24 protein-coding genes, 1 tRNA gene and 1 pseudogene are annotated in these 20,651 nt (G+C 63.2%); 11 read left to right on the top strand and 15 right to left on the bottom strand.

The genetic code is table 11. The features are described 5' to 3' along the window. Positions 1-196 precede the first annotated feature (196 nt). Positions 197-286 (top strand) — tRNA-Ser (locus AAHM40_RS09870). A gap of 203 nt (positions 287-489) precedes the next feature. Here the strand turns inward: AAHM40_RS09870 and AAHM40_RS09865 are convergent. Then, the gene (locus AAHM40_RS09865) at positions 490-837 is read right to left on the bottom strand and encodes a hypothetical protein (protein WP_342244466.1); all 348 of its coding nucleotides are present in this window, start codon (positions 835-837) and stop codon (positions 490-492) included. A gap of 168 nt (positions 838-1,005) precedes the next feature. Between AAHM40_RS09865 and AAHM40_RS09860 the strand changes: the two genes are divergently transcribed. Continuing rightward, positions 1,006-1,209, top strand: coding sequence for a hypothetical protein (locus AAHM40_RS09860; protein ID WP_342244465.1), 204 nt, complete (start codon positions 1,006-1,008; stop codon positions 1,207-1,209). A 2-nt stretch (positions 1,210-1,211) separates the two neighbouring features. Here the strand turns inward: AAHM40_RS09860 and AAHM40_RS09855 are convergent, their stop codons facing one another. The 5 genes and pseudogenes from AAHM40_RS09855 to AAHM40_RS27240 form a co-directional block, all read right to left on the bottom strand. Continuing rightward, complete coding sequence (locus tag AAHM40_RS09855) at positions 1,212-1,856, bottom strand: YcbK family protein (protein WP_342244464.1); 645 nt, start codon at positions 1,854-1,856, stop codon at positions 1,212-1,214. Positions 1,857-2,013: 157 nt separating this feature from the next. Then, positions 2,014-2,145, bottom strand: coding sequence for a hypothetical protein (locus AAHM40_RS09850; RefSeq protein ID WP_342244463.1), 132 nt, complete (start codon positions 2,143-2,145; stop codon positions 2,014-2,016). A gap of 78 nt (positions 2,146-2,223) precedes the next feature. Beyond that, a complete protein-coding gene (locus AAHM40_RS09845) occupies positions 2,224-2,598 on the bottom strand; it encodes a helix-turn-helix domain-containing protein (RefSeq protein WP_342244462.1) in 375 nt (124 codons plus the stop codon). Positions 2,599-2,953: 355 nt separating this feature from the next. Beyond that, positions 2,954-3,697, bottom strand: a complete 744-nt coding sequence (locus AAHM40_RS27245; RefSeq protein WP_446731556.1) for a methyl-accepting chemotaxis protein — start codon at positions 3,695-3,697, stop codon at positions 2,954-2,956. Between the two features lie 117 nt (positions 3,698-3,814). Further along, positions 3,815-4,918 (bottom strand): annotated as a pseudogene (locus AAHM40_RS27240) (methyl-accepting chemotaxis protein); the annotation flags it as partial. A 276-nt stretch (positions 4,919-5,194) separates the two neighbouring features. Here AAHM40_RS27240 and AAHM40_RS09835 point away from each other — a divergent pair. From AAHM40_RS09835 to efp, 3 genes are all read left to right on the top strand, one after another. Continuing rightward, a complete protein-coding gene (locus AAHM40_RS09835; protein WP_028627252.1) occupies positions 5,195-5,404 on the top strand; it encodes a hypothetical protein in 210 nt (69 codons plus the stop codon). Positions 5,405-5,523: 119 nt separating this feature from the next. Next, complete coding sequence (gene earP / locus AAHM40_RS09830) at positions 5,524-6,654, top strand: elongation factor P maturation arginine rhamnosyltransferase EarP (protein ID WP_342244533.1); 1,131 nt, start codon at positions 5,524-5,526, stop codon at positions 6,652-6,654. A 43-nt stretch (positions 6,655-6,697) separates the two neighbouring features. Beyond that, positions 6,698-7,264, top strand: coding sequence for an elongation factor P (gene efp, locus AAHM40_RS09825; RefSeq protein WP_028627254.1), 567 nt, complete (start codon positions 6,698-6,700; stop codon positions 7,262-7,264). A gap of 62 nt (positions 7,265-7,326) precedes the next feature. Here the strand turns inward: efp and AAHM40_RS09820 are convergent, their stop codons facing one another. Together AAHM40_RS09820 and AAHM40_RS09815 are read right to left on the bottom strand one after the other, a co-directional pair. Further along, entirely contained in the window at positions 7,327-8,346 is a 1,020-nt protein-coding gene (locus tag AAHM40_RS09820) for an alpha/beta hydrolase (RefSeq protein WP_342244460.1), read from the bottom strand. A 153-nt stretch (positions 8,347-8,499) separates the two neighbouring features. Further along, positions 8,500-8,946 carry a MarR family winged helix-turn-helix transcriptional regulator gene (locus AAHM40_RS09815; protein WP_342244459.1) on the bottom strand — a complete coding sequence of 149 codons (447 nt, stop codon included), beginning with the start codon at positions 8,944-8,946 and terminating at the stop codon, positions 8,500-8,502. 149 nt (positions 8,947-9,095) lie between these two features. On the opposite strand from AAHM40_RS09815, the gene AAHM40_RS09810 reads away from it, so the two are divergent. Further along, a complete protein-coding gene (locus AAHM40_RS09810) occupies positions 9,096-9,605 on the top strand; it encodes an RDD family protein (protein ID WP_342244458.1) in 510 nt (169 codons plus the stop codon). Here the strand turns inward: AAHM40_RS09810 and AAHM40_RS09805 are convergent, their stop codons facing one another. After that, positions 9,606-10,559: a LysR family transcriptional regulator gene (locus AAHM40_RS09805; protein WP_342244457.1), complete on the bottom strand. Its 954-nt coding sequence runs from the start codon at positions 10,557-10,559 to the stop codon at positions 9,606-9,608. It lies immediately after the preceding gene. 100 nt (positions 10,560-10,659) lie between these two features. Between AAHM40_RS09805 and AAHM40_RS09800 the strand changes: the two genes are divergently transcribed. Further along, positions 10,660-11,412, top strand: a complete 753-nt coding sequence (locus AAHM40_RS09800) for a sulfite exporter TauE/SafE family protein (protein WP_342244456.1) — start codon at positions 10,660-10,662, stop codon at positions 11,410-11,412. A gap of 3 nt (positions 11,413-11,415) precedes the next feature. Here the strand turns inward: AAHM40_RS09800 and AAHM40_RS09795 are convergent, their stop codons facing one another. Continuing rightward, positions 11,416-12,267 (bottom strand): LysR substrate-binding domain-containing protein, encoded by an 852-nt coding sequence (locus AAHM40_RS09795; protein ID WP_342244455.1) that lies wholly within the window; start codon positions 12,265-12,267, stop codon positions 11,416-11,418. Between the two features lie 97 nt (positions 12,268-12,364). Between AAHM40_RS09795 and AAHM40_RS09790 the strand changes: the two genes are divergently transcribed. The 3 genes from AAHM40_RS09790 (at position 12,365) to AAHM40_RS09780 (ending at position 14,423) form a co-directional block, all read left to right on the top strand. Then, the gene (locus AAHM40_RS09790; RefSeq protein WP_342244454.1) at positions 12,365-12,598 is read left to right on the top strand and encodes a DUF1127 domain-containing protein; all 234 of its coding nucleotides are present in this window, start codon (positions 12,365-12,367) and stop codon (positions 12,596-12,598) included. A 77-nt stretch (positions 12,599-12,675) separates the two neighbouring features. Further along, the gene (locus AAHM40_RS09785; protein ID WP_342244453.1) at positions 12,676-13,176 is read left to right on the top strand and encodes a DUF3291 domain-containing protein; all 501 of its coding nucleotides are present in this window, start codon (positions 12,676-12,678) and stop codon (positions 13,174-13,176) included. A gap of 41 nt (positions 13,177-13,217) precedes the next feature. Beyond that, positions 13,218-14,423 (top strand): winged helix-turn-helix domain-containing protein, encoded by a 1,206-nt coding sequence (locus AAHM40_RS09780; protein WP_342244452.1) that lies wholly within the window; start codon positions 13,218-13,220, stop codon positions 14,421-14,423. Positions 14,424-14,475: 52 nt separating this feature from the next. Here AAHM40_RS09780 and AAHM40_RS09775 read toward each other — a convergent pair whose 3' ends face one another. From AAHM40_RS09775 to AAHM40_RS09760, 4 genes are all read right to left on the bottom strand, one after another. Next, positions 14,476-15,825, bottom strand: coding sequence for a class II 3-deoxy-7-phosphoheptulonate synthase (locus AAHM40_RS09775; RefSeq protein ID WP_342244451.1), 1,350 nt, complete (start codon positions 15,823-15,825; stop codon positions 14,476-14,478). 64 nt (positions 15,826-15,889) lie between these two features. Continuing rightward, positions 15,890-16,612, bottom strand: a complete 723-nt coding sequence (locus AAHM40_RS09770) for a sulfite exporter TauE/SafE family protein (protein ID WP_342244450.1) — start codon at positions 16,610-16,612, stop codon at positions 15,890-15,892. Beyond that, positions 16,612-17,394, bottom strand: a complete 783-nt coding sequence (locus tag AAHM40_RS09765) for an SDR family NAD(P)-dependent oxidoreductase (RefSeq protein ID WP_342244532.1) — start codon at positions 17,392-17,394, stop codon at positions 16,612-16,614. The genes AAHM40_RS09770 and AAHM40_RS09765 overlap by 1 nt, the downstream gene beginning before the upstream one ends. A 14-nt stretch (positions 17,395-17,408) precedes the next feature. Beyond that, positions 17,409-18,743 (bottom strand): flavin-containing monooxygenase, encoded by a 1,335-nt coding sequence (locus AAHM40_RS09760; protein WP_342244449.1) that lies wholly within the window; start codon positions 18,741-18,743, stop codon positions 17,409-17,411. A 167-nt stretch (positions 18,744-18,910) separates the two neighbouring features. On the opposite strand from AAHM40_RS09760, the gene AAHM40_RS09755 reads away from it, so the two are divergent. Further along, positions 18,911-19,657 carry a spermidine synthase gene (locus AAHM40_RS09755; RefSeq protein ID WP_342244448.1) on the top strand — a complete coding sequence of 249 codons (747 nt, stop codon included), beginning with the start codon at positions 18,911-18,913 and terminating at the stop codon, positions 19,655-19,657. 65 nt (positions 19,658-19,722) lie between these two features. Here the strand turns inward: AAHM40_RS09755 and AAHM40_RS09750 are convergent, their stop codons facing one another. After that, positions 19,723-20,514, bottom strand: coding sequence for a crotonase/enoyl-CoA hydratase family protein (locus AAHM40_RS09750; RefSeq protein WP_342244447.1), 792 nt, complete (start codon positions 20,512-20,514; stop codon positions 19,723-19,725). Between the last annotated feature and the right edge of the window lie 137 nt (positions 20,515-20,651).

Here is a 20,651-nt window from a genome sequence, read left to right as displayed (position 1 = left end):
CAGTTCCTGGCTCCTCGCCCCCGGTTCAAAAAGCCTCCGCTATGCCGTGACCGGCCACTTGACAGCAGAAGTGGAAATTGGCATGCGGAAGAAATTTTCATAAACGCATGAAATTTATGAAAAAAGTGTTTGCATTCCGGAAAACACTCCACTAAATTAGCGCACCTCGACGGGGCCAACGTCTCGAAGAGATTCCGGTGAGGTGTCCGAGCGGTTGAAGGAGCACGCCTGGAAAGTGTGTATACGGGAAACCGTATCGTGGGTTCGAATCCCACCCTCACCGCCACTTTCCGTATACAAAAGCCCCTGATTTCTAACGAGATCAGGGGCTTTTTGTTTGTGTGCGACAACGCGGGGAGGCACCCCTGGTGCTCGCCTCCATGGGTTGTCCCTGTAGGCGTTGCGGCCTCCTGGTACAGCCCGACGATTCCAGGCGCTACGGCGGTAAAAGGGCCGCGTGGGTCGAAGCCAGCGGCGCGGTGGCATTGATCAGTTGTGGTAGCCCACCTTGAACAGGCCATCGAGCAATGTGTAACCCACGACGTAGATGATTTTGCCGGTGTCCATGGCAAGTGCTTCGGGGGTGCGTTGAAGCTTGATGGCGACGTTCTTGGCGATTTCCATGGGCGTCACTTTCGCGTAGCAGACCTTGTCCGTGTCACGGTCATTCCTGTGGCGCTGCGCGCAGTGGTACTCGCGGCCAGACGATTTCAGCCCGACCTCAACATCCTCGTCCGGGGTGGAAGGCACGATCCGGACGTACTCGGCTTGAGGTTCCTTCCAGACTTCGGTGGTCTGGCAGCCGGATACCATCAGCGCGAGCGCGCATGCGGTCATTCGAAGAACGTCCATGTCATGTTCTCAGGTAAGTGATTCGCTCCGCGAGCATAGCAATCCAGAGCGGGCGATAGCCCATCCATCGATTTGCCCGGCCCGGCCGATGGCGGCTCTGCCGCCTCGGCGCTATAGTCCGCGACCTTTCGACTCCCCTTACGGCACAGTGCTATGGACGACGATCTCGACCTCCATGAACCCGAGCATGATCACTTGCTGGACAATGACGATGACCTGGATGACGAGTTCTTCGATGACGAGGAAACCGATCCGCTCGATGTGTCGGAAGGCGAGTGCGATTACTGCGGCGAGTTGACCGGCAGGACGGACCGTCGCGGCCAGTTCGTGTGCGGTGATTGCGCTGATTTCGACTGAGATCAGGCGAAGTTTTCGCCTTGGTCCAGCACGGCCAAGGCCCATTCCTCCTGCCCTGGCTCTACCAGCTCGGCGACGCGCCAGGTTCTGACGCGACCAACGTCGACGTGGATGAAGCCTTTCGAGGGATAGAAGCCCACGCCACCGGCACCGATGCCGCGAACCAGTTTGCCCAGTCGCTCTATGCTGACGCCGGGGATGCGGATGTCGGCGGCCATGCCACGGATGTGCAGGGAGTGGCGGGCAGCGCCTTCCAGAGTGGCGTTATGCTGCGGGGTGCGATAGCCGCTGTTGATCAGGATACGGGTGGGTAACTGGTTGATGCGCAGCCAGGCCTGAATGAGGAAGAGCAGATCGAGCAGTTTGACGTTGACCTTTACCGTGCTTCGGTACTTAACGTCTCGCAGGATTCGGCAGCCCTGGCGATAGCCTTCCAGATCCCAGCCCTTGCCCTTGCGGAAGTAGCAGAAGGTGACGACTTCGCCGGAGGCTGGGCGCTCCAGGCGCAGGTGGCGATCGCGGTTTAGCAGGCGGGCATGGAGGTTTCGGGGCCGTAGCGTCACGTCAATCCGCGTGGCCAGGGCATCGCCCATGGCCAGGGCGGCGCCGAGGGCGGCAAAGGCCGTGAGCACTTGGCGTCTAGACATTCCGGGAGAGGAAGCAGCCATGGGCGACCGCTCGCTGGGAGGCCGGGGTTTTCGACTATACACCCGGTCGCGATGGATGCAGAAGGTCCGTCAAGAGCCTGACGACCGCGTTGCTTTTTGCAGCTCAGCGGCGGCCTTTCCTGTGTCCGTCCCGGTCTTAGTCATCGTGTCCGTGGCGGTCGTCCCAGCCTCCACGGTGATGGTCGTCATCGAAGTGATGGATGATGCAGCCGTTGCTGCTGGCGAGTATGACGGCCAGCAAGGCGATCTTCACGACGTTGGCACGCATGGGCGGTACCTCTCGAGGCACGGGGATCGGACACCCATGTCCATGAGGCAGGTAGCCTGTGAAAAGGGTCGACTCGAATCAGTCGTCGGGCTTTTCCAGGCGTCGAGCGATCTGGTCGAGCAGGATCAGATCCTGCTCGACCAGGCGGCCTTCGTTGGCGGCAAGCGTGAGGCGCTCCAGCACTTGGCGTGAGCGTGGGCTGAGGGGCTGTGCGGGGCCGTAGCGGCCATCTTTGGATTCGGCAATCTGCATGGCGGAATTGAGCAGGTCGTTGAGCGATACCTCCAGCGCCTTGGCGATTCGCCTGAGGTCTTCGAACGAGGGCTCGCGGGTATCCCGCTCGTAATTGCCGATACGGGACTGTGATTCCCACCCGCACTCGTTTGCCAGGGCCTGCTGAGAGAGTCCTTTCAGCTTTCTGTAGTGCGCTATGCGCGATCCAAGCGTGTTCATGCCGCGAATCTTAATGACGGAATGAATCGTCCTTGGCTCACTTATCGTGTTTGCATGGTGTGCGAAACGTGTTTATGGTAAGCCGCAATGTACGAAATGCCAAGGTCATTCAAGCATGATGAGGAAAGCTCGCAGGGTCGCGAGGCGGTCACCACCAAGGACCTTGCCGCTCGGCAGCACAGCGTGCCGAGGATGCGATAGGCCCGCAGCTGCATGTCGCGATGCGGCGCGGCCAGCCTCGCCAACGGGCTGCCGGTGGTGGTTGGGGCCTTGGGCAACCGGCCCCCCCTGTTGAAGCCGCTTTACTGTCTCTGGTTGCCCCCTGTCCGTGCGAGCGGGCAGGGGGCTTTTGCATTCAGGCCAGACGGAAGCGCCCGACTTCGGTTTGCAGCTCTGTGCCAAGTCGGGCGAGGTCCACGCTGGCGACCGAGGTCTCTTCAGTCGCGGCAGCGGATTGCTCGGCTACATCCCGGATGTTGGTGACGCTACGGTTGATCTCCTCCGCCACGGCGCTCTGCTGCTCCGCAGCAGTCGCTATCTGCTGGTTGAGCTGCTGGATGTTGGACACCGAAGTGTTGATCGCCAGCAAGGCGTCGCCGGCTTCCTTGGCGGCCTCTACGGTCTGGCCGGCCTCAGTGCGGCTGCGGCCCATCATGTCCACTGCGCCTTGGGCGCCGTCCTGCAGGGTGCTGACCAGTTGCTCGATCTGGGTGGTCGATTCCTGGGTGCGGCGGGCGAGGGCGCGTACTTCGTCGGCCACCACGGCGAAGCCGCGTCCAGCGTCTCCGGCCCTGGCTGCTTCGATAGCGGCATTGAGTGCGAGCAGGTTGGTCTGTTCGGCGATGCTCTTGATCACATCGAGCACCGTACCGATGTTGGTGCTGTCGTGCTTGAGCCGTTCGATGGCGCCGGCGGACTGCTCGATGGCGTATGCCAGGTTTTCGATGCGTTCGATGGCCTGCTGGACGACGAGGGTGCCATGCTGCGCCTGGCGGTCAGCGTGGCCGGCGGAATCGGCTGCGGACTCGGCGTTGCGGGCGACGTCCTGGACGGTGGTGACCATCTGGTGCATGGCCGTGGCCACTTGCTCGGTTTCCATCTTTTGCTGGGTGACGCCAGCGCTGGTCTGCTCGGTCACGGCGGACATCTCTTCGGCGGCGGTGGCAAGTTGTTCGATGCCGCTGCTGAGGCGCTTGAGCAGGCTGCGCAGGCTCTCGGTCATGTCCTGCATGGCTTGCATCAGCTGACCCAGCTCATCCTTGCGGTCGCTGCGTATATCCGAGGTCAGATCACCGGCCGCGACCTTGCGTGCCTGGTTAACCGCCTGGCGCAGGGGCACCACGATCAGTTGGGCGATCAGCAGCGCCGATAGAAGCCCCACCACAAAGCCGATGGCGGCCGCGGTGACCAGGATGGTCTTGGCTTGGTGGGCGTCAGCTTCCAGCAACTGCATCTGAATGTTCAGGGCATCGGTAGAGGCGTCGGAAATGCCCGAAGCACGGGTAGTGAGTTCAGTTTCAGAGTCGGCATGGAGCTGGATGCTCTGGCGCAGGTTGGCGAATTCGCTGCGGTAACGCTCGATCTGCTTGCGTGCCGCATCAAGGTCCTCGCGGGCACTCGGCTCGCTGATCCTGCCGGCCAGGTCATTGGCCCGGCTGTCGAGGGCATCGAACAGGGCACTGAGCTTGCTGGCGTACTGGTCGTCGCCGCGCATGACGAAGTCCTTTTCATGGCGCCGCGCGGTGAGCACATCCTTGGCCATGCCGGAGGCGTGGGTCGCGCTTTCCAGGGCGCGAATGCCATTCTCGTCGCCGCTCTGGCGGATCTGTTGCAAGGCCGCTGCAGTGAGGCGCTGTTCCAGCTCATCGAACTGTTTGAGCGCCTCACGGGCGGCCTGCTCCATGTTCTGTTGGGCGCTGCGCTTGTTTTTCTCCATATCCGCCAGACCGGTCAGCTTCTGCTGGTACTGGCCGAGATCCGCCTGGATCTGCTTCATCAGGTCGATGGTCCTGGGGATGGTCATCACCTTCAGGGTGTTGTCTGCGATGCCCTGAATCTCCCGGATAAGCTGCAGCGCATTGATGATGGCCTGCTCGTCACTGCGAATGATGAAGTCCTTCTCGTGCTGGCGCACCTGATAGAGCTTGGTATCGATGTCGTTGACCCGTAGCAGGATGTCGAAGCGGTGAAGGGCGCCTTCCAGTGCGCGCCAACTGGTCCAGGCCACGAGCAGGGTGATGGCGAGTACCAGGCCGAATCCGGTCAGCAGCTTCTGGCGAACGCTGAGGTCATTGAAGAAACGCTTGATCGAGCCGTTCATGGCAAGCGCCTTGAGTTGAGCTGGCAAGAGGAGGCGCACAGTGCGGGCAAAGAGGTGGGGCGGGCGAGGGCGAACATGGTTTGACGTCCTGTCGAAGGGAGTGATTCATGGCTTATGGCCATGAGTCATCAATCTAGTCGCACCAATTCGGTGCTGTCCAGTTTGCGGATAGGCGGCCAATTGCTGATATGGATAGCCACTATTGAGGCAACTGATTTCTATTGGTCCGGCCTGCCCCATAGTCTTTGCACCATGTGAAGCGAAGGAGGTGAGGCCATGTCCCACGTCGATGTCATGTCCCTGGTCGGTACAGCGGTTCCGGAAACGCTCCGGGCTGATGGTCATATAGCCTGCTGGTTCGTGGTGGTGGACGGTGTAATGCGTTCCGGCCCCTTCACCTCCCGCGAGGCCGCCGGCGCCAGTAAGGCAATCTGGCACCTGGAACTGGCTCGCCGCCAGCACAGCCCGCACGCGCTGCTGGCCTGAGGCTCCGGCTCCACGCAATCCTTTTTCGGCACCATGCTCCCTTGGCCCGCCTTTATGGCGGGCATTTTGTTTGTGCGCCCGGTGTCTTGGTTAAACTGCGGTTTTCTGCTGGAAGCCGCATCGTGAAGTGGGACATTTTCTGCAACGTCGTCGACAACTTTGGCGATATCGGCGTGACCTGGCGCCTGGCGCGACAACTGGTGGCCGAACATGGCCAGGCGGTGCGCCTCTGGGTGGATGAGCCGGCGGTTTTTGCGCCGCTCTGTCCCCAGGCCGATCCCGAGGCGGAAAGCCAGTGGCAGCAGGGCGTGGAAATCCGCCACTGGCAGCGCGACTGGCAACCGGCGGAGCCGGCGGATGTGGTGATCGAAGCCTTCGCGTGCCAGCTGCCTGAACCCTACCTGGAAGCAATGGCCGCCAGGGCGGACACGCCCCGTTGGCTGAATCTGGAATACCTCAGCGCTGAAGACTGGGTGGCCGGTTGCCACGGGCTGCCGTCTTTCCAGCCCAACGGGCTGCAGAAGGTCTTCTACTTCCCTGGATTTGCCGATGGCACCGGGGGCGTGCTGCGGGAGGCTGCCTTGATGGAGCACCGCCAGGCCTTCCAGGCCGACCCGCAGGCGCGCCGGGCTTTCCTCGAAACGCTGGGCGTGGAACTGGAGGAGGGCGCACTGCTGATTTCGCTCTTTGCCTACGAGAACAGCAGTCTGGCTGGGTGGATGGAGGCGTTGGCGGCGGGCCCTCGACCGGTGCAATTGCTGGTGCCCGTTGGTCGGGTGCTGGCGGACCTGGCTCGTTGGCTGGGGGAGGATATGTTGAGCGCGGGCAGCCGTTTTCGTCGTGGCCAACTGGTGATCCAGGTCCTGCCTTTCGTCAGCCAGGACGATTACGACCGGATTCTCTGGTGCTGCGATCTCAATGCGGTGCGCGGGGAGGATTCCTTTGTCCGTGCCCAATGGGCCGCGCGTCCGCTGCTCTGGCATATCTACAAGCAGGACGAAGATGCCCATTGGGACAAACTGGAGGCGTTTCTCAGCCTCTATTGCCAGGCCTTGTCCCCGGCCGCGGCTGCCGCGCTGACCGAAGCCTGGCGCGCCTGGAACCGGGGCGAAGGCATGGGCGAGGCCTGGAACGCGCTGTCGACGCACTGGCCGGAGATCGCGCGGCATGCCGAGCGCTGGTGCGTCCAACAGGCCGCGCGCACTGATCTCGCGACGGGTCTGGTGCAGTTTTGTACAAATTCGCTATGATACGCGGCCTGTTTTTTGTCACTCATCCACATCGGATATTCGTATGAAAACCGCTCAAGAGTTCCGCGCCGGCCAAGTCGCCAACATCAATGGCGCTCCCTGGGTCATCCAAAAGGCCGAGTTCAACAAATCCGGCCGTAACAGCGCAGTCGTCAAGATGAAGCTGAAGAACCTGCTGACCGGCGCCGGCACCGAGACCGTATTCAAGGCCGACGACAAGCTGGAGCCGGTCATCCTCGAACGCAAGGAAGTGACCTACTCCTACTTCGCGGACCCGCTGTACGTGTTCATGGACCCCGAGTTCAACCAGTACGAGATCGAAAAGGCCGACCTGGAAGGCGTGCTGACCTTCATCGAAGACGGTATGACCGACGTCTGCGAAGCCGTGTTCTACAACGATCGCGTGATCTCCGTCGAACTGCCGACCACCATCGTTCGCCAGATCGCCTACACCGAGCCGTCCGTCCGTGGCGACACCTCCGGCAAAGTCATGAAGACCGCTCGCCTGAACAACGGTGCCGAGCTGCAAGTATCCGCCTTCTGCGAAATCGGTGATTCCATCGAAATCGATACCCGCACTGGCGAGTACAAGTCCCGCGTCAAGGCCTGAGCCTTTTAGCGAGACAGGAAAAAGCCCGCGAAAGCGGGCTTTTTCGTTTCTGCTTTCAGTTCTTACTTCAGGTGTTCCTTGATCGCCTCGCCGGCTTGCTGCATCGCTGCGCGGGTGCCCGGGACCTTGGCCAGCACGTTGAGCAGGCCAAAGTCATGGATCATGCCGTTGTAGCGCACGGAAGTGACTTCCACGCCGGCGGCGTCCAGCTTGCGGGCGTAGGCTTCGCCTTCATCACGCAGTACATCGAACTCCGCGGTTTGTACCAGGGCCGGCGGCAGGCCTTTCAGTTGCTTGGTCGAAGCCTGCAGCGGCGAGGCGTAGATCTCGGCGCGCTGGCGCGGGTCGGTGGTGTAGTTATCCCAGAACCACTTCATCATGTTGCGGGTGAGGAAGTGGCCGTTCTCGAACTGGTTGTAGGATGCGTTGTTGAAGCTTGCGTCCGTGACTGGCCACAGCAGGGCCTGGAAGCGGATCTTCGGCGTGCCCTTGTCCTTGGCCATCAGGCTGACGACTGCAGCCATGTTGCCACCCACGCTGTTGCCGGCCACTGCCAGACGGTTGCCATCCACACCGATTTCCTTGCCGTGCTCGGCCACCCACTTGGTGGCGGCATAAGCCTGGTTGATCGCAGTCGGGTACTTGGCTTCGGGGGAGGGCGTGTAGTTCACGTAAACCGCCACGGCGCCGGAGTTGGCCACCAGGTCACGGATCAGGCGTTCGTGGGTCGGGTAATCTCCCAGCACCCAGCCGCCGCCGTGGAAGAACATGAACACCGGCAGTGTGCCTTTAGCGCCGGCTGGGCGGACGATGGTGAGGTCGATCTTCTGGCCATCGGCTTCGATGGTCTTCTGGCTGACATCGGCCTTCGGCAGTTCCAGTTTCACGCTGGCCTGGGCGCCCACCAGCACCGCACGAGCATCCTTGGGTGCCAAGGTTTCCAGGGGCTGGCCGCCACCTGCCGCCAGGGCTTCGAGAAAGGCCTGGGTGTTGCGTTCCACGCCTGGGCTGCCAGCAGCGAAGGCATGGCTGACGGAGAGGGCGAGCAGGCTGCCGGCAACGAGGGTGCTGATCGATTTCATGGTGGGTTCCTCTATCTGTCGTTTGCTTTGATGTCTAAAAGTTTGCGCGCTAAGTAAGTGCGTAGGGCGGAAATTAAACACAATTTAGTTAGCGCGCAAGATATTTGTTGGAAAGTTTTGGAATAGTGACCTGAAGATTCAGGAATAAGGCCGTTAGACGGCCTTTCCCAGACTGCTGCGCAGCGACACCAGTTCGTCCTTGAGGGTACCCAACTGCTCGGTGGAGCGTTCGGAAGCGGCGAGGATACAGGCGGGTACGGTCTTGGCTTTCTCTTGCAGGGCTCGACCCTGTTCGGTGAGGCGCAACTCGACTACGCGTTCATCCTTGCTGCTGCGCGTGCGGGTGATCAGTCCTTCGGCTTCCAGGCGCTTGAGCAGCGGGGTGAGGGAGCCGGGATCGGTGAGCAAGCGATTGCTGATTTCTCCCACAGTGATGCCATCGCCTTCCCAGAGCACCATCATGGCGAGGTACTGCGGATAGGTCAGGCCCAGCTCCTGGAGCAGGGGTTTGTACACCTTGGTCATCATCAGGGAGGTGGAATAGAGGGCGAAGCAGAGCTGGTTGTCGAGCAGCAGTTCCTTGCAGGGAGGCGTAGACATGGCGGGTCTCCAGAGGCGGTGATAGCGACCAATTTAGCGCGCAAGCCTTTCGTGGGCAAAATTCATTCTTTCCATCGCTGACCGTGCGTCCTTGCAATGCCTTCATCAGGCGCCACAATTTCCCGGTCAATCTCTGCAAGGACTGCATCATGGACAACCTGCAAAATCCCTATCAGGCACCTCAGGCGGAACTCACCGTCAGCAGTGTCGCCGAACCCTTGCTCGCCTCGCGCTGGACGCGCTTGGGCGCCGCGTTGATCGATGGCCTGATCATGAGCGTGGTGACCGTACCTGTGGCGTACTTCTCCGGCACCTTCGCGGCCGCCCAGCAAGGCATCGAGCCGAGTCTGGGCCAACAACTTCTGAGCCTGGTGGTTGGCGTGGCAGTCTTCATGCTGGTCAACGGCCACTTCCTCAAGACCTACGGCCAGACCCTCGGCAAGCGACTGCTGAAGATTGCCATCGTCGACCTCAATGGCCAGGTGCCGGAACTGGGCAACCTGTTGCTCAAGCGTTACCTGGTCTGGTGGTTGCTCGCGTATGTCCCGATCGTCGGCATGTTTCTGGTGCTGGTGGATTACCTGTTCATTTTCCGCGCAGACCGTCGCTGCCTGCATGATCGGCTGGCAGCCACCCGCGTGGTGCAATTGCCACGCTGATCAGGCCCGGCCCAGGCCGCTCAGGGCGAGGTCCCAGGGCGGTACCGGGCCGAAGCGATTCTTCAGGAATTCCAGCATCAATCGGCTTCTCGAGCTGGCTTCTCCTTCCAGGCGCAAGGCGTAGATGCCGCTGGGCTCCGGCGCCGGCAGGCCGTTTTCGCAGAACAGCGGTACCAGCTCTCCGCGCACCAGATGTTCGCTGATAAGCCAGGTCGGCAAGTGGGCGATGCCGAGCCCCGCTGCAGCGCTGAAGAGCAGCGCTTCGGCGTTGTTCGCGGCCAAGCGCATGCGTCCCGGACGGATATGCTGCAACTTGCCATCCACCTCGAAGCGCCAGGCATAGGGCGGTGCCAGGGCATCCCAGTCGAGGCCGTCATGCTCGGGTAGTTCGCGCGGGTCGCGGGGAATGCCGCGCCGCCGCAGGTATTCCGGGCTGGCGCAGAGTATCCGCACCAAGGGCGCCAGCGGTGTGGCCACCCGGCGGCTATCGGCCAGGGGACCGATGCGCAGCACCAGGTCCACCTGGCCGAGGTTTTCGCCCTGCATGTCGATGAAGCTGTCGATCAGCCGCAACTGCACGTCGAGCCCGGGATAGGTGGTGAGGAATTCGGCAATGGCCGGCGCCAGGTGGCGGCGGCCGAACGGGGCGGGCGCATCGATGCGAATCAAGCCCTCGGGCACGCTGCAAAGGGACACCGCCTCGGCGCGAGCCAGGCGTAGTTCTGCCAACACCCGCTTTGCTCGTTCGGCAAAGGCCAGGCCGGCGGGAGTGGCCTTCACCGCATGGGTGCTACGCACGAAAAGGCTGCTGCCCAACGCGCGCTCCAGGGCGTCGATGCGCCGTGCTACGGCCGAGGGCGTGAGCGGGTGGCGCCGGGCCGCGGCGGAAAAACTGCCGGCCTCCAGCACGTCCAGGAAAAGGGCCAACTGTTCGGTTAGAACATCTGGGTTCATTCGGGCTGCCTATGCGAAGAGCGCAAAGCCATTGTGCGCCGTTGTGCGTTTCCGCGACAACAGGTCGTCGGTAGCATCCTCGATCTGCTTGGGAGGTGTCATGGATCTTTTGGCTTTTGCTCTGAACGTCGCGCTGGGTGCATTGCTTGGCACCATGGGAGGGCTGTTCGGTATTGGCGGCGGGCTGATCGCCATTCCCGCCCTGGGCGTGCTCTTCGGTCTTGACCAGCAACTGGCCCAGGGCACCGCCCTGGTGATGGTGGTGCCCAATGTGCTGCTGGCGCTGTGGCGCTATCACCAGCGCAACCGCATCGACCCGCGCTACGCGGCAGTGCTGGCGGCCACCAGTTTCGGGTTCGCCTGGCTGGCGTCGCTCTTCGCCGTTCGGATTGATGCTGAGAGCATGCGCCTGGCATTCGTCGCCTTCCTGCTGGCGCTGGCCGCCTACAACTTCGCGCGTATGTTCATGGCCAAGGCCCAGGCCAGCTCAGAGTTGCGCCACCCCTGGCCCTGGCTCGGGGTGTTGGGCGGCATTTCAGGCGCTGCGGGCGGCCTGTTCGGGGTCGGCGGTGCGGTCATTGCGACGCCGGTGCTGACCAGCGTATTCGGCACTAGCCAGCTCATGGCTCAGGGACTTTCCCTGGCGCTGGCCGCGCCCGGCACTGCCGTGACCCTTGCCACCTACGGCCTGCACGATCATGTGAACTGGACGATGGGGCTGCCGCTCGCGGTGGGCGGCCTGCTCAGTATCAGCTGGGGAGTGCGCATGGCACATGCCTTGCCGGAGCACGTGCTGCGTTCGCTGTTCTGTGCCTTCCTGTTGCTCTGTGCCGTGTTACTCGCCGTCAAGTGAGCATCAGATCCGGAAACCTTCGATGATGTGCTCGGCCAGGGTGTCGGTCACGGGGGACTGATTGCGCTCGTTTCTCAACAGCATGATGTTGCACACCGGTAGCTGCGGCAGGCCTTCTGCATCACCGAGGATGCGCATGTCGGGGGTGATCAGGCTCTGCAACTGGGCGGTGACCGCCAGGCCGGCGCTCACCACGGCCATGATGGCCGAAAGGCTCGGGCTGGTGTATGCCACCCGATACTCGCGCCCAATGGCGTCCAGTGCGTTACAGGCCCAGGCGCGGCAGAAGCATTCGGAGTTGAACATGGCGAGTGGCACGGCCGGCTGCTCGTGGGGGTTGAAGCCGATGGCCTCGGCCCAGACGATGCGTTCCTGGCGCAGGAACTCGCCGATATCGTCGCCTGGCTTGCGGGTCACGATGGTCAGGTCGAGATCCTGGCGCTGCAGCAGCTGGGCGGAGGAGTCGCAGTGCACCTCCACCTGTACCAGCGGATAAGCCTGGGCGAAGCGAGAGAGAATCCCGGGCAGGAAGCGCATCACATAGTCGTCCGGCGTACCAATGCGTACCGAACCCACCATGTGCGGCTGGCGCAGGGTGTTCATCACCTCCCCATGCAGCTTGAGGATGCGCCGCGCGTAGCCCAGCAGTATCTGCCCTTCGGCGGTTAGCCTGACCTGGCGGCCGTCACGCTCGAACACCGTGCGCTGCAACACATCCTCTTCCAGCCGCTTCATCTGCATGCTCACGGCCGACTGGGTCCGGTTGACCATCTCTGCCGCCCGGGTGAAGCCGCCGTAGTCGGCGATGGCGACGAAGGTACGCAGCAGTTCGGTATCGATGGCTGGGTAGTTCATTCATCAAATCCTGAGATGCAGTACATAAGAAACATTCGTTGGATTGATCTTAGTCCTGGTTGGAAACTGGCGCCATCCCCACTGGGAGGGCACCAAGATGAAAGGTCAACACGGCTTTATCGGTACGTCGCAACACGTTCGTTTCGAGCCTCATCGGGAAAGCTGGCTCGCCGCTGCCTGGCACAAGGTCAAACGCTGGGAGCAACTGGCCTATGAACGTGAGCAGCTATCACGGATGAGCGACGACATGCTCAAGGACATCGGGCTGTCCCGCGCCGACGTGATGGAAGAAAGCGAGCGTCACTTCTGGGAAGACCCACTGAAGAAGTGAAACACAGAGGCGGCCCGCCACCGGTGAAGCGCAGGGCGGGCCGCGATCCATACCAATGGACTCAAGGGAACGAACCCATGTCGAATACCCACGAACTGGCCCAATTGAACATCGCTACGATGAAGGCGCCTCTGGACTCCCCGGTCCTGGCTGATTTCGTCGCCAACCTGGAGCCGGTAAACGCCCTGGCCGACCGTGCGCCGGGCTTTGTCTGGCGGCTGCAGGACGAGGAGGGCGATGCCACCGCAATCCGGCCCTTCGGCCCTGAGGTGCTGGTCAATCTCTCGGTTTGGCGCGATGTGGCCAGCCTTACTGATTTCGTCTACCGCTCCGCCCATGTTGAGATGCTGCGCCGGCGCAAGGAGTGGTTCGAGCGGGTTTCCATCGCGCATCAGGTGCTCTGGTGGGTGCCAAAGGGGCATAGACCCGATGTCCGCGAAGCCGCTCAACGTCTGGCACAGTTGCGCGACACCGGCCCCACGCCGGAAGCCTTCACCTTCCGCCAGACCTTCCTCGCCCCGGATCAGTCCGTACCCTTTGCACCCTTCGAGTTAGAGCGCGAAAGCCAGGCAGGCTGATGCTACTGTGAAGCGTTATTCCCCTACCGGCACGGAGCCCTATGACCCTGAGCTTTTCCCTTCCCGAAGCCCGTCGCCTGGCCCTGGCGGCACAGGGTTTCGCTCGTGCGCCACGCGGCGCCGTTCGTCATCGGCACCTGCGGTTACAGCTGGGCGCGCTTGGGGTGGTGCAGATTGACTCGGTGAATGCCTTGGTGCGGTCTCATTACCTGCCAGCCTTTTCCCGCCTGGGACACTATGACCGTGAGCTGCTGGATGACCTGGCCTGGGGCAAGCCCCAGCGTCGGGCGTTGTTCGAGTACTGGGGCCATGAGGCCTCGCTGTTGCCGCTGGAACTCTATCCGCTGTTGCGTTGGCGCATGCGCCGGGCGGCCAGGGGGCAGGGTATCTATCAGCAACTGGCGCGTTTTGGCTTCGAGCAACAGGAGGTGATCCAGCGCGTGCTGCAGGCGGTACGTGAGCAAGGTGCGTTGGGCGCCGGTGCGCTGAGCACTCGTGAGGAGCGCGCCGGGCCCTGGTGGGACTGGAGTGCGGAAAAGCACGCAATGGAATGGCTGTTCGCTGCCGGAGAGGTAACAGTGGCCGGGCGCCGAGGTTTCGAGCGTCTCTACGACTTGCCGGAGCGGGTGATTCCCGCCGACATCCTGAACCAACCGGAAATGCTTGAAGCCGATGCCCAGCGCCAGTTGCTGCTGCGTGCTGCCCAGGCGCTCGGCGTGGCCACCGAGCGTGACTTGCGGGATTACTACCGTCTGGATACCGGCGACAGCCAGGCTCGGCTGGCCGAACTGGTGGAGGAGGGCGAGCTGCATCAGGCTCGGGTCGATGGCTGGAAGCAGCCCGCCTACTGCCTGGGTGAACCCAAGGTGCCTCGCAAGGTCAGGGCCAGCGCGCTGCTGTCGCCCTTCGATTCGCTGATCTGGGAGCGGGCGCGTACCGAGCGCCTGTTCGACTTCCGCTACCGCCTGGAAATCTATACGCCGCAGCACAAGCGCCAGTATGGCTATTACGTGTTGCCGTTCCTGCATGACGAGCGCCTGGTTGCGCGTGTCGACCTGCGCGCCGAGCGCGCCCAGGACCGCCTGGCGGTGCATGCCCTGCACGAGGAAGAGCGCGGCCTCAGTGAGACCGGCATGCAGGAGCTGGCGGAGAATCTGCAGGAGATGGCGAGGTGGTTGGGGCTAGGCGAGGTGGCAGTGACCTGCCACCGGCCGGGGACGGTGCGGCTGCAGGCGCACCTGGCGTGATCTGCTTCCTAGGGGGGTGAATGATTTCGCCCCTCATAGGAAAGGCGAAGTCCTAGCGGCGTATCTGCTTCAGCGTCTCGGCGATGAGGAAGGCCAGTTCCAGGGACTGGTCCGCGTTCAGGCGCGGGTCGCAGTGGGTGTGGTAGCGGTCGGAAAGGCCGTCTTCGGTAATGGGGCGAGCACCGCCGATGCATTCCGTGACGTTCTGCCCAGTCATTTCGATGTGGATGCCGCCGGCGTGGCTGCCTTCGGCCTGGTGCACATCGAAGAACTGCTTCACTTCGCCGAGAATGCTGGCGAAGTCGCGGGTCTTGTAGCCGCTGGAGGCCTTGATGGTGTTGCCGTGCATGGGGTCGGAGCTCCACAGCACTTTGCGGCCTTCACGTTCGATGGTGCGGATCAGGCGCGGCAGGTGCTCGCCGACCTTTTCGGCGCCCATGCGCACGATCAGGTTGAGGCGGCCGGGGTCGTTGTCCGGGTTGAGGATTTCGACCAGGCGGATCAGCTCTTCGCTGTCCATGCTCGGTCCGACCTTGACCCCGATGGGGTTGCCGACGCCACGCAGGAACTCCACATGGGCCCCATCCAGCTGGCGGGTGCGGTCGCCGATCCAAAGCATGTGCGCGGAGCAGTCGTACCAGCTGCCGGTGAGGCTGTCGCGGCGCACAAAGGCTTGCTCGTAGTTCAGCAGCAGGGCTTCGTGGGCGGTGAAGAAGCTGGCTTCACGAAGTTGCGGCGCGCTGTCCAGGCCGCAGGCACGCATGAACGCCAGGGACTCGTCGATGCGACCAGCGAGTTGGCTGTACTTTTCGGTCAGTGCCGAGTTGGCGATGAAGTCGAGGTTCCACTGATGCACCTGGTGCACGTCGGCGAAACCGCCCTGGGCGAAGGCGCGCAGCAGGTTGAGGGTGGCGGTGGCCTGGTGATAGGCCTGCAGCAGGCGTTCCGGGTCCGGTATGCGGCTGGCGGCGTCGAAGCCGATGCCGTTGACGATATCGCCCCTGTAGGCGGGCAGGGTGATGTCGCCCTGGGTTTCATTACCGGAGGAGCGCGGCTTGGCGAACTGGCCAGCCATGCGGCCCACCTTCACCACCGGGCATCCGGCGGCGAAGGTCATGACGATGGCCATTTGCAGCAGCACCTTGAAGGTGTCGCGGATCTTCGCGGCAGAGAACTCGGCGAAACTTTCCGCACAATCGCCGCCCTGGAGCAGGAAGGCACGGCCTTCGGTGACCTCGGCGAACTGCCGGCGCAGCTCGCGCGCTTCGCCAGCGAACACCAGCGGCGGGTAGCTCGCCAGCGTCTGCTCGACATGCGCCAGCTTGGTCGCGTCCGGGTACTCGGGCTGTTGCTGGATGGGTTTGTCCCTCCAGCTTTCAGGGCTCCATTCTTGGCTGCTCATCAGGGTCTCGATACGGCTGCTTGCGGTAGATGAGCCATGGTAACCGAAAGGCCCGAAGGCAGCGCTAGGCGCGGTAGCAGAGCAGAGCGCCGCAGAGGCAGAGCAGCAGGTGGATGGCAGTGCGGAAATGCTTTTCGGCCAGGCGTTTGTGCAGATACTCCCCGGCCACCACACCCAGGACGAGCAGTGGCGCATAGGTTGCGACGCGTGGCAGCGCCGCCGCCAGGCTGCCGTCCAGCAGGAACGCCAGGGTGAGCAGGCTGTTCAGGCCGAACCAGACGCACAGCAGCGTGGCGCGCAGCCGCGCTTTGTCCAGCTCGGTACCGGCCAGGGCATGCACCAGTAGCGGCCCGCCCGAGGCGAACAGGCCATGGCTGATGCCCGCAGCGCCAGTTTGCAGCCGTGTCATCCAGGCCGGTGAATGGCCCCGTGCGCGGCTGCGCAGCAGTTCGCGCAGGGCGAACCAGAGGATCAGCACGCCAAAACCCAGTTTCATCGCGCCGTCCTCCAGCCAGGGCCGCAGGCCATAGCCGACCAGCGTGCCGATAAGCATGCCGGGCAGGACGGTCACCAGCAGCAGGCGCCACTGCACCAGGTGTCGATGGCGCCATGCGAGAAAGCCGTTCATGAGAATGTTCAGCGGTACCAGCACCGGCAGCAGATCATGAATCGGCAGCAGCAGGGCGCCCAGCGACAGGGCGACAATGGTGCTGCCGAAGCCGGTGACGGCTTCCAGCGTGTAGGCCAGGAGAATGAACCCACCCAATGCCAGCCAGGCGGTTTCCATCACCCCAGATCCCCGGCGAAGCGTCGGCTCATCTGCCGGTGGTAGAAGGCCGGTGCCAATCGCCACAACAGGCTGGCGAGCCAGCTGCCGCGATCAGGGAACAGTCTCTGGCCGCGGCGGTCGACGGCCTTGAGGATTTCGCCAGCCATCCAGTCGGCGCGGCGTACCTTGCCGATGGTCGAGCGCGCGTGTTGTGCCGGGCGTCCGTCACCGCCGAGGGCGTTGCGCTCGATGGGGGTATCGAGAAAGCTCGGATAGACCATCAGCAGGCCCACGCCGTCACGAGCGATTTCCGCGCGCAGCACTTCGAAGGCCTGGGTCAGGGCGCTCTTGGCGGCGCAGTAACCTGCGCGTCCGAGCACCGGCATCCAGCCCGCCATCGAGCCGATGGCAACCACCTGGCCACGGCTTTCGCGCAGCAGTGGCAGGGTGGCCAGGGTCAGTTCCAGCGGCGCGTGGTAATCCACCGCCATCACCCGGCGCAGCACTTGCGGCTCGGTGCGTAGGGTGGGTGAGCGGTGGGTGATTCCAGCGTTGTTGATCAACAGGTCGAGGCGGCCGAAGCGCTGGCGGCACGCATCGACAAGTTGCGTATGGATGTCACCGTCCGTGATATCGCCCGCTATGCCGAGGACTCGCTCTTCGCCCAGTTCGGCGACCCGTTCGGCCAGGCCGCTGGCGTCCAGGTCGGTCAGCAGCAGGGCGTTGCCGCGTGCGTGGCTGGCGCGCGCCAGCTCCCAGCCGAGGCCGCTGGCGGCGCCGGTGATCAGGACCACTGCCATCATCTGTCTCCGCGTCAGGCCATACCGTGGGCAGTCATGACTTCGCCACCGGCGGCCAGCTCCTTGCGCAGCTCGGCGCTGTGCCGGGCAACGGTCGCGCGGTAGCTGTCCTTGTGTACGTAGTAGGCCATGCGTTCGAGCTCCAGGTACTGGTAGCCGCCGTCCAGACGCAGGGCGGCGCGTTCGCGCTTGAGTTGCTGGAAGGATCGGGCCGCCGGGCTTCCGGCCTGGTGCTGGCGAATGTACAGGGCGACCAGTTCAGCCTGTTCGGCGCGGCCCTGCCAACCCAGGCCCGAGGCTTCGACCATGCCCATCATGAAGAGGTCGTCGTACTCGGGATGGAAGATGTTCAGGTAAAGCTGCGGGGCGCCGGCTCGCTCCGGCCAGTTCAGCTCGCTGCGTTCGATGAAGGGGTAGTCCAGCTTGTAGCCGGTGGCCTGCAGGATCAGGTCGTACTCGGCCTGGTGCCCGTCGCTGAAGGTCACGCTGCGACCGTCTACGCCGGTGATGTCCGGGCGCGGCTTGATATCGCCATGGCCGAGGTGATGCAGGACCAGGGAGTTCACCACCGGATGGGATTCGTACAGCTTGTAATCCGGGTCCGGCAGGCCGTAGTCGGAGGGTTTGCCGATCAGTGCGCGCACCAGTGCGGCATCCAGGCGCTGTTTGAGCGGGCGCGGCAGGCGGATGGCGCCGCCGAAGGTGTCGATGGGGCGGCCCAGCAGGAACTTGGGCAGGAAGTAGTAGCCGCGGCGTACCGAGAGGTCCACCGAGCGGGCGCGGTGCACGGCGTCGACGGCGATGTCGCATGCCGAGTTGCCGCAGCCCACCAGCAGGACGCGCTTGCCTTCGAAGATTGCCGGGGAGCGGTAGTCCGCCGAATGCAGCAGTTCGCCGTCGAACTGGCCGGGCAGGGTCGGACGATTGGGTTTGTGCAAGGTGCCGTTGGCGATGAGTACACCGTCGAACTGCCATTCGCGGGTCTGGCCGTTCTGCTCGCTGGTCAGCTTCCAGCCCTTGGCCTGGCGCTCCAGGCTCACTACGCGGGTGTTGAACTGGTAGTGCGAGTCGAGACCAAATTGCCGGGCATAGTCGCGGAAGTAGCGGCGCATCTCGCTATGGTGCGGATAGGGCGCCACCTCGCTGGCCATTGGGAACTCGCTGAACTCGGTGGTGTGCTTGGAGGAGATCAGGTGCGCCGAGTCGTACATGGTGCTGTGGGGATTGTCGATGTCCCAGAGTCCGCCCACATTGTCGTGCAGCTCGAAGCCGACGAAGGGAATACCGTACTTCTGCAACTGGCGGGCGCTGCACAGGCCCATGGGGCCGGCGCCGATGATGGCGTACATGCTGGGTTCGACCTCTGCGCTGTTATTCTTGTGCGGTTTTCGCCCCTTGGGGCGCGCGGTCTGGATTATGCCGGGAGCACGGGCTCCGGCTTCAATGGCAATAGGCGCCGGTGTAGCGCTGGGTTGGTGCGAATTGTCAGCACCGGCCTTGAAGGAGTGATGACTTGATGTCCGAGGAGCGCCTGCTCGCGGAAGTGCATGATGATTTTGGCGTGATCCGCGTTTACGAGGTCGGCCCCTACCGCATCCTCGAATTTGGTGAGGCGGTCGAGCAGAGCTGCGTCTTTACGGCTGATCCCGCCTGGCTGGAGTACGACTACACCCGTGCCATGCTGCTCGGGGCGTTATGCCATCCGGCGCCGGAGAATGCCCTGTTCCTCGGCCTGGGTGCCGGCACCTTGACCCAGGCCTGCCTGAAGTTCCTGCCGTTGGAAGATGTGGAAGTGATCGAGCTGCGTCCGGACGTACCGCGCCTGGCGATGGAGTACCTGGGGCTGACCGATGACCCGCGTCTCTACGTACGCATCGGCGATGCGCTGGAGCTGCTGGGTAGCACTGAGCCTGCCGACCTGATCTTCGTCGACCTCTACACCGACCAGGGGCCAGGCGTTGGTCACCTGGCCTGGAATTTCCTGGGGGCCTGCCAGAAACGCCTTAGCCCCGGAGGCTGGCTGGTGATCAACCAGTGGGCCGCGGAAGACGGCAAGCCGCTTGGCGCAGCCCTGCTGCGCGGACTCTTCCATCGTCATTACTGGGAGTGCCCGGTGAAGGAGGGCAACGTGGTGCTCTTCGTGCCTGCCGACCTGGATCAGGCGCTGGACCGTGAGGCGCTCAAAGCCAAGGCTGATGCCCTGGCGCCGAGCCTGGGCTATTCGCTGCAGTCGCTGCTGGACGTGGTGCGGCCGGCGAGTTGAGCGCTCGCGTGGGCGAGGTGACACCGCTGTAGGGGTGAATGAGCGCGCCCTTCCAGCGGAACCGGCTATTTCCCCTTGAAGTGCCCATCCCGCCTTTCCAGCATCGCCCGCAGACCTTCCTTTGCATCCTCGGTGTTCAGTAGCTGCTGTGCCATGGCAGAGAGCGCGGCGGCTGCGGCCTTTTCTCCTTCATCCAGCGTCTGGTGGGCCGAAGCCAGGGTGGCCCTGATCCCCAGGGGCGCCTGGGCGGCTACCCGTTCTGCCAGCCAGATGGCCCGTGGCAGTAAGTCCTCACTGGCCAGAACCTCCTGGACCAGGCCCAGGCGATACGCCTCGTGCGCATCGAACTCGTCTCCGGTGAGTAGCCAGCGCATGGCATTGCCCCAGCCGGCTATCTGGTGCAAGCGGAGGGTGGCCCCGGCAAAGGGGAAAATGCCCCGCTGCACTTCCATCTGGGCGAACCGGGTGTTGCTGGCGCAGAGATTGATGTCGGCCGCCAGCATCAGTTCGATGCCGATGGTGTAGCAGTAGCCTTGCACCGCGACCATCAACGGCTTGGTCAGGCGTGGGCCGCCGAAGGTGCCCCAGGGGTCGATGGCACCCGTCGGTAGTTGCCAGCCTTGCCTGAAGGTGTCACCGACACTGGCCAGGTCCAGCCCGGCGGTGAAATTTTCGCCGTGGGCGAAGATCAGCGCGCAGCGCACATTGTCGTCCCGTTCGTACTCGCCCAGGGCCAGCACCAGGTCGTCCAGCATCGCCTGGTCGAAGGCATTGCGTTTGGACGTTCGATCAAGGCCGATCAGCATGATATGGCCGTGCTTTTCACGGCTGACGCAGCCGGCGGAGCTGGTGGACATGGATGGCTTTCCTTCGTGGGAATGGCGGGTAGGCACCTGGGATATAGACCCGCGCTGCAGGCTTGTCCATAAGCTTGCGGCCGTCTGGCGGGGAGGACATGTCAGCGCCGAAAAAGCTGCACGCGTGCCAGAAATTT

Source organism: Pseudomonas sp. OTU5201 (assembly GCF_038440135.1).
Taxonomy (GTDB): Bacteria; Pseudomonadota; Gammaproteobacteria; order Pseudomonadales; family Pseudomonadaceae; genus Metapseudomonas; species Metapseudomonas resinovorans.
The sequence above is the reverse complement of the archived record's forward strand: the minus strand, read 5'-3'. Positions and strand labels throughout refer to the sequence as shown.